Annotated in this window: 11 protein-coding genes; 5 read left to right on the top strand and 6 right to left on the bottom strand. The window is 52.9% G+C overall.

The features are described from left to right. Positions 1–1,184: 1,184 nt before the first annotated feature. A complete protein-coding gene (locus tag ACJJIN_RS04280) occupies positions 1,185–1,664 on the bottom strand; it encodes a YopT-type cysteine protease domain-containing protein (RefSeq protein WP_444897013.1) in 480 nt (159 codons plus the stop codon). Positions 1,665–2,287: 623 nt separating this feature from the next. Continuing rightward, positions 2,288–2,911, bottom strand: coding sequence for a peptide-methionine (S)-S-oxide reductase MsrA (msrA, locus tag ACJJIN_RS04275; protein WP_444897012.1), 624 nt, complete (start codon positions 2,909–2,911; stop codon positions 2,288–2,290). 157 nt (positions 2,912–3,068) lie between these two features. On the opposite strand from msrA, the gene ACJJIN_RS04270 reads away from it, so the two are divergent. Beyond that, on the top strand, positions 3,069–3,578 hold the full coding sequence (locus tag ACJJIN_RS04270) for a DnaJ domain-containing protein (protein WP_413662336.1): 510 nt from the start codon (positions 3,069–3,071) through the stop codon (positions 3,576–3,578). On the opposite strand, the gene ACJJIN_RS04265 is transcribed toward ACJJIN_RS04270, so the two are convergent. From ACJJIN_RS04265 to ACJJIN_RS04255, 3 genes are read right to left on the bottom strand one after another with little or no spacing between them, the layout of a single operon-like run. Then, entirely contained in the window at positions 3,575–4,366 is a 792-nt protein-coding gene (locus tag ACJJIN_RS04265; protein ID WP_444897011.1) for a methyltransferase, read from the bottom strand. The two genes, ACJJIN_RS04270 and ACJJIN_RS04265, sit on opposite strands and share 4 nt — an antisense overlap. Beyond that, positions 4,359–4,694: a nucleotide pyrophosphohydrolase gene (locus ACJJIN_RS04260; RefSeq protein WP_444897010.1), complete on the bottom strand. Its 336-nt coding sequence runs from the start codon at positions 4,692–4,694 to the stop codon at positions 4,359–4,361. The genes ACJJIN_RS04265 and ACJJIN_RS04260 overlap by 8 nt, the downstream gene beginning before the upstream one ends. Beyond that, positions 4,681–5,412 (bottom strand): DUF599 domain-containing protein, encoded by a 732-nt coding sequence (locus ACJJIN_RS04255; protein ID WP_108733516.1) that lies wholly within the window; start codon positions 5,410–5,412, stop codon positions 4,681–4,683. Before ACJJIN_RS04255 ends, ACJJIN_RS04260 begins: the two co-directional genes overlap by 14 nt. A gap of 177 nt (positions 5,413–5,589) precedes the next feature. Between ACJJIN_RS04255 and ACJJIN_RS04250 the strand changes: the two genes are divergently transcribed. From ACJJIN_RS04250 to ACJJIN_RS04235, 4 genes are all read left to right on the top strand, one after another. Continuing rightward, a complete protein-coding gene (locus tag ACJJIN_RS04250; RefSeq protein WP_444897009.1) occupies positions 5,590–8,499 on the top strand; it encodes an insulinase family protein in 2,910 nt (969 codons plus the stop codon). Between the two features lie 101 nt (positions 8,500–8,600). Further along, entirely contained in the window at positions 8,601–9,344 is a 744-nt protein-coding gene (gene cmoA, locus ACJJIN_RS04245) for a carboxy-S-adenosyl-L-methionine synthase CmoA (RefSeq protein ID WP_108733518.1), read from the top strand. Between the two features lie 7 nt (positions 9,345–9,351). Then, the gene (cmoB, locus tag ACJJIN_RS04240) at positions 9,352–10,329 is read left to right on the top strand and encodes a tRNA 5-methoxyuridine(34)/uridine 5-oxyacetic acid(34) synthase CmoB (RefSeq protein ID WP_444897008.1); all 978 of its coding nucleotides are present in this window, start codon (positions 9,352–9,354) and stop codon (positions 10,327–10,329) included. Between the two features lie 188 nt (positions 10,330–10,517). Then, positions 10,518–11,903 carry an L-serine ammonia-lyase gene (locus ACJJIN_RS04235; RefSeq protein ID WP_444897007.1) on the top strand — a complete coding sequence of 462 codons (1,386 nt, stop codon included), beginning with the start codon at positions 10,518–10,520 and terminating at the stop codon, positions 11,901–11,903. Between the two features lie 374 nt (positions 11,904–12,277). Here ACJJIN_RS04235 and ACJJIN_RS04230 read toward each other — a convergent pair whose 3' ends face one another. Next, positions 12,278–13,177, bottom strand: coding sequence for an NAD(P)/FAD-dependent oxidoreductase (locus tag ACJJIN_RS04230; RefSeq protein WP_444897006.1), 900 nt, complete (start codon positions 13,175–13,177; stop codon positions 12,278–12,280). Between the last annotated feature and the right edge of the window lie 86 nt (positions 13,178–13,263).

The following is a 13,263-nucleotide window of genomic DNA, read 5'->3' as shown; positions in this document are numbered from 1 at the left end:
GATAATCACCAAATAATGAAAACAGGCAGAATTCCTATAAACTAGTTATACCATAACGCATATAGTTATTATTTTGTTTCAGATGTCCGCTTTTAAGTGCCCCCCATCTCATTCATGTTCAATATTGCTCATATTCATATCCCCCTAATTTACTTCGATACCTCGCTTCCTAGACAGTTAGGATGTGCATCAATAGAATATTAGTTATTGGATGCAATAGTAATACAGGGTCCTTCAGAAGTTCCTCCACAGTAATGTGGTATTTTGATTGAATACATCCGATCATGAGGCAACTGCGCATAACTATTAATTAGGTTTCCTTAGCAATCCGGCATAATGAAGTATCCTATGGGCCTAGATAGCCTGGGTGCTGGGTACCGATGTCATCACAAGCTTCGTCATGCTGCTTTCGCGCTAAAGCCTGGATTTGCAATTAAGGTAAGATGAGCCTCTCCTTTACCACCTTTGCCTCAAGCTAATCGAAATTTGAAGCTCCCCAGGTCAAGCAGCCACAACCAGGTGCACTGTTATGCCCTAGCCCCCATAATCGACTCAATGATATGAGCGCTAGTTTCTAAATCTTGGACATAAGTTGAAGACAGCCCAATAACGGGAAATAAACTTAGAGAATGCAGAAAAAAAGAAAATCGATGGGGGGGGGAGCTCTGCTCAGCACAAAACAGGCAGCATTCAACGCGCCGCCGGCTTCTGCAATCTAACAATTTTTAGTCGTACATTGGGTTGCGAAGAATAGGGCAAACCGCATCTTCACTCTTAGCCATATAATGGCTCTTTGATGGTATTGCCATTTACAAAGTCGGCCTCATTGGGTACTGGATAAATATTTTTAGGTTTTAGGCGCTTTTCGACATAGGGTAATTAAAGGTAAGTTAAGGGGACCGGCCTCCAAGAGCCCCTGATAACCGAGGGAACCTTTAAATAATCTCACAATATCTCTACGGATTGTGATTACATTTAGCGGACTTACAGCAGTGGCGACCCATTACACCTAAATTAATTTCTATCGGTAACGGCGGGCAAGTTGCCGGCCTCCTATCCCGACAGCTGGATCGACTATTGTGCACACCAGTGAACTCACCCTCAACAAGTCGCGATTAAATCAGATTTATTCTTGCCATTTCATTACCTGAAACTCAACACTACTTACTCAAAACTAAAAATTATTACCAAGCGCTTATCTTGTAAGCATTAACATTCCATTGACCCGAGTAAGCTTGCCAACGTGACAAATAAGCATGGCGATAAAAAGCATCAAAAAAATTAAGAAAATCATTTTTTGATGGGAAGCGGTATTCACCATAGTTTGGGTCAAAGAACAGAGCACCAACCTCAGTGGGAATACGCTCATCCGCGATCCAAACAGCTATTGCATGTCCAGCACGCCGTGAACTAATAGAAACATATCCATAGGTTTCTTGAAAGCGTCCAAATGCATTTACAAGACATCTATTAACCGGTGGAATGGGGTTCGCAGGTGGCTGCGGATTGCCCGGTACTATTGGTGCAAGGTTTTGTAGGGCTAAATCTGCCCAACTAGTGCAATACTCATTCGCCTTAGTAAGACCATTGTGAATTAACCAATTATCGATATTATCCCTCTGCCTACCTCCCCCCTTAGTCCAAAAATGAAAATCCTTTGCCACCTTGACTAATTCACCTGTATTAAGCGATCTATAAGTGGGATATCTTATTGGACCTAGAGTTATAGAGCATGGAGTTAATCCAAGCTTGTCTGGTAGGCTTTTATCATCTACCGCATGAGTCTTGATCCAGTGCGCACTGAGCGCGGCACATATTCCACGCGGACCATACTTGGCATAGTGCACCCAGCTCCGAGGTGAACTTTGCGAAAATCCCCAGGTTTTAACCCCTCTATGTGCTCTCGCAATTCTATTTACCCACATTATCTCTCCTTAAACCTGCTATCGTATTTCATTACTATGTCTCTGTGCCTAAGTACGCGGCTAAAGCGAAACTTGTAACCTGTTCCTATATTTAAGCCACCGCTACATCAAGTAATGAAGCGTTCCAAGGCACTCTCTACGCTAACCTAGAGATAAGACTTTACGCGCCGAGAGCGCAGATAACTTTAGATTGCAGGCTTAATTTTTTAGACTTTGGCCAAAACTTGTCTACATCCAAATGCAGGAAAACTAACTTGGTGAAGGTAGGTGGGAAAAAGAAAGTGACGGGAAAGTAACTGTGCCAAGCATCACAAAAACAGGCAGCAGTCACCGCGCCGCCTGCTTCTGCAATCTATCAATTCTTAGTCATGCATTGGGTTGCGAAGAATTGGGCAAACCGCGTCTTCATTCTTAGCCATATATTGCTGGTGGTACTCCTCGGCGTAGTAGAACGGTTGAGCCATGCTAATTTCGGTGGTGATTGACCCACGATCTTTGGCGTCCAACGCTTCTTGCACAGCCGCCCTGCTCGCTTCCGCCTCCTGTTTCTGGCCTTCGTTCAGACAGAAAACACAGGAACGGTACTGGGAGCCGATATCGTTACCCTGGCGCATACCCTGGGTTGGGTCATGGTGATCCCAAAAGACCCGCAGGAGTTCTGCGTAGCTCACCTTTTTGGGATCAAAGATTACTTTCACCACCTCTGCGTGCCCTGTACGGCCGGTGCAGACTTCATCGTAGTTCGGGTTTTCGGTGGCGCCATCAGTGTAGCCAACGGCAGTGGCAAACACACCATCCGTATCCCAGAACACATGCTCTGCGCCCCAGAAGCATCCCATACCAAAAATGGCGACTTCCAGGTGCTCAGGGAATGGCTCTTTAATGGTGTTGCCATTTACAAAGTGGGTACCACTGATCTCCATCGGCTGGGGCCGACCGGGCAGCACCTGGTCCGCATCGGGTATCTGAAATTTGTCGTATTGCATACTGTTTTCTCAAGTGCAGGTATTTTCTTTTGTCAGGATAGCTCTAAGGCGCTTATCCTCCCAGATCAAGTAATATTAATCCGCGAATCAAGTAGTTAAGAGGACTCTATGATACGCAGAACAAACATTGGCAGATCAACACTATAAGGAGTCGTCATTGGCGCGCTTAATCTTACTGATTTTAATCGCCATCGGTGCCTGGTATCTCTGGCAAAAAATCAAATCTAGCTCACCGCAGGAGCGGCGCAAGCAGATTTTTATGGCCTGTATCGCCGGCGTCGCCGCAATAGTGGTTGTGCTGGCTATCACCGGGCGCCTGCATTGGGTAGGAGCGGCGCTCGTGCTCATTCTTCCGGTGTTGGGCCGTTTGCTCGGTCAGCTCTCCCGTTATTTACCCTGGTTGATGCCACTGTTTGAAAAGTATTCAAACCGGCGCCCAAATCCAGGGGCCACTCAACATCCGCCGCCACACAACAGCGAGGGCCCGCCACTCTCGGAACACGAAGCGCGCCGTATCCTTGGCGTTGATGCCGATGCTGGCAGAGATGAAATCATTAGTGCACACCGCAAATTGATCCAAAAACTCCACCCAGATCGCGGCGGCAACGATTACCTGGCATCGCGTATCAACGCCGCCAAGGAGTTACTACTGAGCATTCTTGGTTAAACCTTACAAAGCAGGTGGATATACCTGGCCAACTGCCGATAGGGGTCCACCTGGGAGTATTCAAGCTCCTTTTCCACAATGGCCGACGCGGGCAACTTTTCCCGGATTGATGGCGTCATAAAATCGTGGAAACAGCGGATACCGCTGTGGCAAACCACAGAAAAGCCCGCTTCGGTCAACCAGTCTTCCACCCACTCCGGCAGGAGTGGATTCTGTGGAGTGAGGCTGCCAGGGTGGCCACCCCAGTTATCCCCTTCAATATTGCGGTCCAGCTGGCGAAAGCTGCCTCGCTGCAACAGACGGAACTCAAGGGCGCGCCGATTGTAGAAAGTGAGCGATAGGTGCCCACCGGGCTTCAACAGACTGCGCAGCTGCTGCAATGCCTGTTGCGGCTGCTCCAACCATTCCAACACAGCGTGGCAAATTACCAGGTCTGCTTCTTTTAACGCCTCTACATGCGGCAATTCTTGCAGGGGTTTATGCAGTAAGGTCATTTGCTTTTGCAAATGGCGCTGCCGAATTTCCGCATCTGCGAGTTCAAGCATCTGCGCAGAAATATCTGCGAGAAAAACCTCGTGCCCAGCCTCAGCCAGATCCATGGCAAAGTGGCCCTGGCCACCCCCAGCGTCAACGATTTTTAGAATGCGCTGCTCGCTCCCCAACAGCGGCGCCAGATCCCGGTTGAGCACTGCCAGGCGGATATCCCCTTTAAGGCCGCCATAGATACGGTTGCGAAAACGGTGAGCGAGATCGTCAAAGTTTCGATCTTTATGCAGGCTGTCACCCATCGGAGCCCTCACCTTGCAAAGCCTCATTGCATCGGCGGCGGTTCTCGGCGAATTTGCGCTGTAGCGCCTCTTCCATATCAACCCCCAGTACAGCTGCCAGTTTGCTCAAGTACATCTGAATATCCGCCAGTTCAGCGGCAACTTGCTCGGCCTTGTCGCCTACCATTAGATTCTGGATATCTTTATCGCTGCACCATTGAAAGTGTCGCCCTAACTCTGCAACTTCCACAGATAGCGCCATGGACAGGTTTTTTGGGGTATGCAGTGACTGCCAGCCGCGCATTTCAGCGACTTCATCAAAAGCCGCCAGGATTTCACGGTCTTTCATCGAATTTTTTCCTCTGCTGGCGCTCCAGCCCACCCTCCCGGGCAGCCAAAATTGAATTCAGTGCGCGGGACAGAAACTCTCGCCTGTATAAAACACAGACAACAAACAGATAGCCGGCAACAAACAGGATTGGATGGATAAACCAGCCCAGCACTGACATTGAGAAATAATAAGAGCGCAGACCGTAGTTGTAACTGTGGCCCGCGTGGTCGATCACCTTGGCAGTACTGATGGCAAATCGGCGTCGCTCTTCCTCAGATAGATCACCGGTTTCTGGCGGCGGTGCTGCCCCAATAAGTACATTGGCGAAGGAGTACTGGCGCAGTGACCAGGTAAAATTGAAAAAGGCGAAGATAAAAATCAGGATCAACAACATCACCTTGAGCTCAAACTGCTCAACGGTGGTGGGCTCCGCAAAAGGTAAACTGGTAAGTACTTCGATGGCAGCCTTGTTCGCCGTCAATGCCGTGACTAAACCCGCCAGGATAAGAATACTGGTGGAGGCAAAAAAACCAATGACCCGCTCCAGGTTACTGAGAATAGCGGTATCCGCCATGCGCATATCCCTATCGAGCATCCGCATCATCCATTCAACGCGGTACCACTGAAGCGATGAAGTAAGACACCAGGTTTCTTTGGCTTTTTTTCGCGCAAAAACGGTGTAACCCACCCATGTGATAAAAAAGCCAATGACACTGGCAATATCCAACCAGGACAACCTCTAATATCTCCGTGTTCGTCTACATTTATGCCGTAGCTTCGGCAAGCGAAGTCTTCGCCCTACTGGCATCCTTGTCAACACTGTCTTTCCGATGTGTGCAAGCGGTAGAATAGCGCCCTTTCGCCGGCAGCAGTGGCCGGCCAGAAAATTCATATAACTCCAGGGAGCTGTCTTTTGAGCAACTCACATCCTGCATTTGAACTGGTTACCAGCGCAGATATTGATTCTCTCGGCGTGCGCGTCGAGGAATACCGACACATTACGACCGGTGCCCAGCACCTGCACATCGCCGCAGACAACTCGGAAAATGTTTTCCTTGTCGCCCTGCGCACCGTACCCGAAGACTCCACCGGTGTCGCCCATATTCTTGAACACACCGCCCTGTGCGGCAGTGACAAGTACCCGGTGCGCGATCCTTTCTTTATGATGATCCGGCGTTCACTCAATACCTTTATGAACGCCTTCACCAGTTCAGATTGGACCGCCTACCCGTTTGCCAGCCAGAACCGAAAGGATTTTGACAACCTTCTCGACGTCTATCTGGATGCGGTATTTTTTGCGCGCCTGGACCCGCTGGACTTTGCCCAGGAAGGCCATCGCCTGGAATTTGCCGAAGCGGATAATGCGAGCAGCGAGCTCGTCTACAAAGGTGTCGTGTTCAATGAGATGAAAGGTGCCATGAGCTCCGTCACCTCGCAGCTGTGGCACACCCTGAGCAAATATCTGTTCCCCACCACCACCTATCACTACAACTCCGGTGGCGAACCTACTGATATTCCAAAGCTGAGTTACGAGCAGCTGGTTGCCTTCTACCGCAGCCACTACCACCCCAGCAACGCCACCTTTATGACTTTCGGTGATATTCCCGCAGCGGAACACCAGGCCGCGTTTGAAGAAAAAGCGCTGCACAAGTTCGAGAAACTCGACAAGACCATTTCCGTTGGGCGCGAAGACCGCTACCAGGCGCCGCTGAAAGTCGAAGAGCACTACCCGTTAAATGGCGAGCCTCTGAAGGCCAAGACCCATATCGTATTGAGCTGGCTACTGGGTGATGTCACCGATCTTGAAGAGGCCCTGACCGCACACCTGCTCGCCGGCGTACTGCTGGATAACAGCGCTTCACCGCTAATGAAGCTGCTGGAAACCACCGACCTGGGCACTTCCCCTTCGCCGCTGGTTGGCCTGGACGATTCCCAACGCGAACTAGTGTTTGTCTGCGGTATTGAAGGCAGCGAACGCGAAAGTGCCGACGAGCTTGAGCAACAGGTTCTCGACGTGCTGAGGGACGTGGCGGAAAACGGCATCCCCTACGAACAGGTAGAAGCCAGCTTGCACCAGCTGGAATTACAACAGCGGGAAATTGGTGGCGACGGCTACCCCTTCGGCTTGCAATTGATTCTCACCGCATTGACCGGCGCCACTCACCGTGGCGATGCCATCGGCCTGCTGAATATCGATGCCACCCTGGAGCGTCTGCGCGAGCAGATCAAAGATCCGAAGTTTATCGCCAATAAAGCCCGTGAACTTCTGCTGGAGAACCAGCATCGCGTACGTATGGTACTGAGCCCCGATGAGCAGTTGGCTGCGCGCCGCGAGCAGGCGGAGAAAGACCAGCTGGCGGAAATCAAAGCCGCTCTCAGCGACAAAGAAAAAGCACAGATTGTCGAAACCGCCAAAGCCCTGGCCGATCGACAAAACCGCGAGGACGACGCTTCTATCCTGCCCAAGGTCGGCGTGGAAGATATTCCCGCAGAGCTTCCGGATGTCGAAGGCGAAGCAATAGACTTGGGCCCACAGAAGTTGACCCGCTACAGCGCGGGCACCAACGGCCTGGTTTACCAGCAAATGGTCTGCGCGCTGCCGGAATTCACCGAAGCCGAAAAACAACTGCTGCCCTACTACTGCCAGGTACTGAGCGAAGTTGGCCTGGGTGAAAAAGACTACCTGGAAGTCCAGCAGTGGCAGACCAGCGTGGTGGGCGCCCTGCACGGTTTCACCAGCAGCCGCACTGCCATCGACAACCTGGATCACCTGTCCGGCCACTTTATCCTGTCCGGTAAAGCGCTGGCACGCAATCAGGGCGGCCTGACCGAACTGATGCAAGCCACTATGGAGCAGGTGCGTTTCGACGAGCACGCCCGCATCAAGGAACTGCTACTGCAAACCCTCGCCCGCCGCGAACAGGGTGTTGTCGGCAACGGCCACGCCCTCGCCATGGCTGCCGCCAGTGCCGGCTACAACCGCGCCGCCTGGGAGAGCCATGCCAGCGGTGGTCTGCTGGGATTGCGCAACCTGCGAGCCCTGGTTGCCGGACTGGAAAAAGAGGAAGGCCTGCAAGACCTTTCCACCCAATTCCAGGCTATCCACCAGAAAATCCTCGCAGCACCGCGCCAGTTCCTGCTGGTGGGTGAAGAAGAGAAAATTGGCGATTTCAGTCAGACACTGATGCCACTGACCTCGACTTCCAGCATCGCCGCAGCCAACCCCGCTGCACCTTTCGAACACAAACAAATCGAGGAACTCTGGGTTGCCAACAGCCAGGTGAACTTCTGTGCCAAGGCCTACGCCACTGTGCCTATGTCCCACCCGGATGCGGCACCGCTGTCGGTTTTGAGCGGCTTCCTGCGCAACGGCTTCCTGCATCGCACCATCCGCGAACAGGGCGGCGCCTACGGCGGCGGAGCCGGCCACGACAGCAATATCGGCGTATTCCGCTTCTACTCCTACCGCGATCCGCGTATGGGTGAAACCCTGGAGGACTTCGACGCATCCCTTAAGTGGTTGGCCGAAGAGAAGCACAAGGAAGAACAGGTTGAGGAAGCGATCCTCGGCGTCGTCGGCGGTCTGGATAAACCCGGCTCCCCCGCTGGTGAAGCCAAGAAGAACTTCCACTCGGGCCTTTACGGCCGCACCCACGAGACGCGCCAGCAATTCCGCAAACAGGTTACAGAAGTTACCCTGGAAGACCTGCAACGCGTCGGTGCCACCTATCTGGACCCGAGCAAGGCCAGTACCGCCATTGTTACCGGTCCCCAAGGTAGCGAAGCGGCAGCCAAACTCAACCTGAAGGAAGAGAAGCTCTAACTGGAGCTCGACGATTCCCCGGCAATTTGTCCGGGGAAGCTCTGCGGCGCCGGCCAAAAACCGGCGCCGATCTATCGCCGTTATCCTCTAGCGAAGTTCCAATGAGTAAACACGACAATATTTATGCAAACCCACTGGGCCAGGTAGCCGGCTTCGAGTTCGATCGCCAGGTGGTGCAAGTTTTTCCCGATATGATCAAGCGCTCCGTGCCCGGCTACACCACGATCGTAGCCATGATCGGCACCCTGGCAGAGCGCTACGCCCAAGCTGGAAGCCGCTGCTATGACCTGGGCAGCTCCCTGTGCGCGGCAACCCTGGCCATGCGCCATCGCATTCCCGCTGCCGACTGTGAAATCGTCGCCGTGGACAATTCGCAAGCCATGGTTGATCAGGCGCGCACAGTACTCGAAGCCGATAGCGGCGAGGTTCCCGTTCAACTTATCTGCGACAACCTGCAAAACGTTGCTATCGAAAATGCCTCGGTCGTCGTGCTCAACTTCACCCTGCAATTTATTCCGGTGGAAGAGCGCGAAGAAATCCTGCAGAAAATCCACGATGGTTTACGCCCCGGCGGCATTCTGATTATTTCCGAGAAAGTGGACTTCGCCGATAAAGCCCACAACGAGTTAATGATCGAACTGCATCACTCCTTTAAAGCCGCCAACGGTTACAGCGCGCTGGAAATCGCACAGAAGCGCTCTGCCCTGGAGAATGTATTAATTCCGGAAACCCTGGACACCCACCGCACACGACTGAAAAATGTCGGCTTTACCAGTGTCGATGTCTGGTTCCAGTGTTTTAATTTTGCCTCTTTAATCGCCATCAAAGGCGCGCCGGAAAAGTAAGTACCCCGTGATCGACTACACCCAACTCTATCAAGGCCTGCAACACGTTCCCGCCCTGCGCACCTGGCTGGCCCAGCTGCCAACACAGGTGGCTGAAAACCTGAGTCCTCATCGCTGGGGCGATCTGCCCGATTGGCGCGCAGCGGTGGAAGCCCTACCGGAAATCACGCCCTCCGCAATCGAACTCAACCGCAAGGTCAGCGCAGGCACTGCCGCCGATGCCAGCCCGGAACAACTCGAAGCCCTGGAGCGGGAACTGCGCAAATTACACCCCTGGCGCAAAGGCCCTTGGGAGTTATTTGGACTAAATATTGATACTGAGTGGCGCTCCGACTGGAAATGGGATCGGGTACTTCCGCACCTGGCACCACTGAAAAATCGACTGGTGCTCGATGTGGGCTGTGGCAATGGGTACCACTGCTGGCGATCCTACGGTGCCGGCGCGCGCCGGGTCATCGGTATTGATCCTTCCGCCAAATTTGTCGCGCAATTTTACGCGCTGAAAAAATACCTGGGCCAGGAAGCACCAGTGGATTTGTTGCCCCTGGGTATTGAAGCGCTCCCGGCAAACTTGCGCGCTTTCGATACCACTTTTTCCATGGGGGTGCTCTATCACCGCCGTTCACCCATGGATCACCTGCGCGAATTGCGCGAGACCCTCCGCCCCGGCGGCCAGCTTGTATTAGAGACATTGGTTATCGACGGCGGACTCGGCGATTGCCTGGTACCCGAAGACCGCTATGCAAAGATGCGCAATGTGTGGTTTTTCCCCAGCTGCGCCACCCTGGAGAGCTGGCTGCGCAAGTGCGGTTTCCGCAACCCCAGGACCGTGGATTTGAACACCACCAGCCTGGAGGAACAGCGGCGCACCGACTGGATGCACTTCGAATCCCTGGCAGATTTTCTCGACCCGGAATCGCCAGACAAAACCGTGGAAGGTCACCCCGCGCCCAAGAGAGCGGTTTTGGTCGCGGAAGCGCCGTAGCTTGTCTATACGCTTAAGGTCTGGGAACTCATAAATTCCGCAAAATTTGCTGCTAATAGAATTTTGTACGGAATGGGGAGCACCATCTTGATTGTTGCGACTCATAAGGCAAAGTGCGCCCCTAAATAGTGCAACTATATCCTTTAGGGAGGGCTGCTGCAGGATGCAGCCCGGCGCAGAGAATATTTATGAGTATTAGCGTTTTTGAGCTTTTCAAAATTGGGGTTGGCCCTTCCAGCTCCCACACGGTGGGCCCTATGGTCGCTGCCCGCCAATTCGTGCAGGATTTGCAAGACCGTGACCAGCTGCCCCACACAGACCGCGTACAAGTCCATTTATACGGCTCGCTGGCCCTGACCGGGGTTGGTCACGGTACCGATATGGCGGTACTGATGGGGCTTCTGGGTCAATCTCCAGACACCATTGATGTCGATTCAATCGATGAGAAAATGGCGCAAATCCAGAGCGAGCGCCGTCTACTATTAAATAGTGACCAGGATATCGAATTTATTCGCGAGCGCGATCTAGTTTTCCATATGGAGGAATTTCTTCCCCAGCACTCCAACGGAATGACCTGCCAGGCTTACGCTGGCGAAGAGCTGCTATTCGAGCGCAGCTACTTCTCCATCGGCGGCGGCTTTGTGCTCTCCGAAGAAGATTTCGCTCACAAAGAGGAAATCGCCACCCTTCTGCCCTATGACTTCAGCAATGCAGAACAGCTGATGAAGATCTGTGATCATCACGGTTGGACTATTGCCGAGCTGGCCATGGAAAACGAAAAAGCCTTCCGCAGCGAGCAGGAAGTCAAAGACCGTTTGTGGAATATCTGGAAAGTAATGGATGCCTCTATTGAGCGAGGCTGCCACCAGAACGGCATCTTGCCCGGCGGCCTCAATGTTCGCCGCCGCGCTGCCGAACTCTACCGGGAGTTGAGTAAACAGAGCCCGGAAGAGCGCAACCACGGCCTCGCCATCCTCGACTGGGTTAGTCTTTTTGCCCTCGCCGTCAATGAGGAAAATGCCGCGCGCGGGCGCATCGTCACCGCACCCACTAACGGTGCCGCCGGTGTGATTCCCGCCGTTATCGCCTACTACGTGGAATTTGTACACGACAGCAAAATTCACGGTGAATTGAAAGACCAGGTAGTGAAATTCCTGCTCACCGCTGGCGCTATCGGTATGCTGTTTAAAAAGAATGCCTCTATTTCTGCCGCTGAGGTGGGCTGCCAGGGAGAAATCGGCGTAGCCTGCTCCATGGCTTCTGCCGGCTTGGCCGCCGTAGAGGGCGGCACCAACCAGCAGATTGAAAACGCTGCTGAAATTGGTATGGAACACAACCTCGGCCTTACCTGCGATCCAATCGGCGGGTTGGTGCAGGTTCCCTGTATCGAGCGCAACACCATGGGTGCAGTAAAAGCCATTAACGGCGCACGCCTGGCCCTGCGCGGTGATGGCGCTCATATCGTACCGCTGGACAGCGTTATCGAGACGATGCGTCAAACCGGTATCGATATGCAGAGCAAATACAAAGAGACCTCTCTCGGCGGGCTCGCAGTAAACGCTGTGAACTGCTGATATTTTTCGGCAGGAGCACAAATCCGCTCCTGCCGCTTACTTAGGGAGCCTCTGAATAACTCCATAATGCCTCTGCGGGTCTTGAAGGCTGCAGATGTTAGGCGCAGCTCGCCGCGAATGGCCGTAGCCCTTGGCAAGAGCTGCAACGCAGCAGCTGTGGCCTTCAAGGCCCGCCCTTCGGGGCTTGCAGAGCGATTCACACTCCGCGTTGCGACTTCTTGAAAGGTCTAGACATTCCTGCGAAGCCGCGCCTTGATTGTGAACCGCTCTGCACGCCAGAGGTATCATGGAGTTATTCAGAGGCTCCTTAGCCCTAAAGATACCAAATTCTTTTTGTGGCATATCTCCAACGAACCCCCACCGGTCTTTAAAAATCACTGGTTAAATATCAACGAGCGATGAGCCCCAACACCCGCCATGGTTCCGGATGCAATCGCAAAGGTTCCGCTTTGCATCGGGTTGGATAAATCCCCAGCAGCAAAGACTCCCTTTACAGAAGTCTCTTTAAAGCCATCCACCTTCACAATCCGCCCGGTAAAAGACTCCTCCAGCTCCAACCCCAATTTATCGATAAACGGAGAGGTCAACTCCGCTTTGGGGCTCACGTAGAGCCCCTCCAGTGGCAACTTGCGGCCATCCGCCAAAACAACTTCACTTAAACTATCCCCCTCTCCCTCCAACTGCGTAATTGGGGCTTCTTCCAGCATCACTCCTCGAGCCAACAAGTGATCTAGTACCTCACCCTCAGGATTAAACCGCCCCTGGGTAAACAAAGTGGTAGCGCCCCAATCTGGAATCATCGCCGCCTGGTGGAAAGACAGCTCGCTGGTAGCCAGCACACCTAAAGGGCGATCACTCAGCTCATAACCGTGGCAATAGGGACAGTGAATCACGCTCCTACCCCAGCGCTCTTTCACACCAGGGATATCCGGTAGCTGGTCCGTAATGCCGGTTGCCAGAATTAGCCTCTTCGCTTTAAAGGTGGTACCTCCCTGTGCAGCAACAGCAAACCCCTCTTCATGAACATCCACAGTATCCGCAGTGTCTTCAACCACCTGGAAACTCGAGTAAGCCTGTAGCTGGGAAAGCGCCATGCTACGAATTTCCTCGGGCGTCTTACCATCCAGGCAAAATACTCCATGGGACGCTTTTGCAAAGCGGTTTCTAGGTCTTTTAGCATCCAGTACAACGACCTTGCGCCTGCCGCGAACGAGCTGCATCGCCGCAGACAGACCTGCAAAACTTCCACCGATAATCAATACATCCGTGTCCATAGCCACCCCTCCGATATCATGTAACTTTTATTGTTACACAAAAATTCAAAGCTGCACAACACACGTAACAGCAAAAGTTTCGTGAT

It is taken from the genome of Microbulbifer maximicatervae (SeqCode), assembly GCF_052467505.1.
The sequence above is the reverse complement of the archived record's forward strand: the minus strand, read 5'-3'. Positions and strand labels throughout refer to the sequence as shown.

Bases quoted from the DNA above. Each gene is read 5' to 3' on its own strand.
- msrA (WP_444897012.1), bottom strand. From the start codon at position 2,911: ATGCAATACGACAAATTTCAGATACCCGATGCGGACCAGGTGCTGCCC.
- ACJJIN_RS04265 (WP_444897011.1), bottom strand. From the start codon at position 4,366: ATGGGTGACAGCCTGCATAAAGATCGAAACTTTGACGATCTCGCTCAC.
- ACJJIN_RS04260 (WP_444897010.1), bottom strand. From the start codon at position 4,694: ATGAAAGACCGTGAAATCCTGGCGGCTTTTGATGAAGTCGCTGAAATG.
- cmoA (WP_108733518.1), top strand. From the start codon at position 8,601: ATGAGTAAACACGACAATATTTATGCAAACCCACTGGGCCAGGTAGCC.
- ACJJIN_RS04235 (WP_444897007.1), top strand. From the start codon at position 10,518: ATGAGTATTAGCGTTTTTGAGCTTTTCAAAATTGGGGTTGGCCCTTCC.
- ACJJIN_RS04230 (WP_444897006.1), bottom strand. From the start codon at position 13,177: ATGGACACGGATGTATTGATTATCGGTGGAAGTTTTGCAGGTCTGTCT.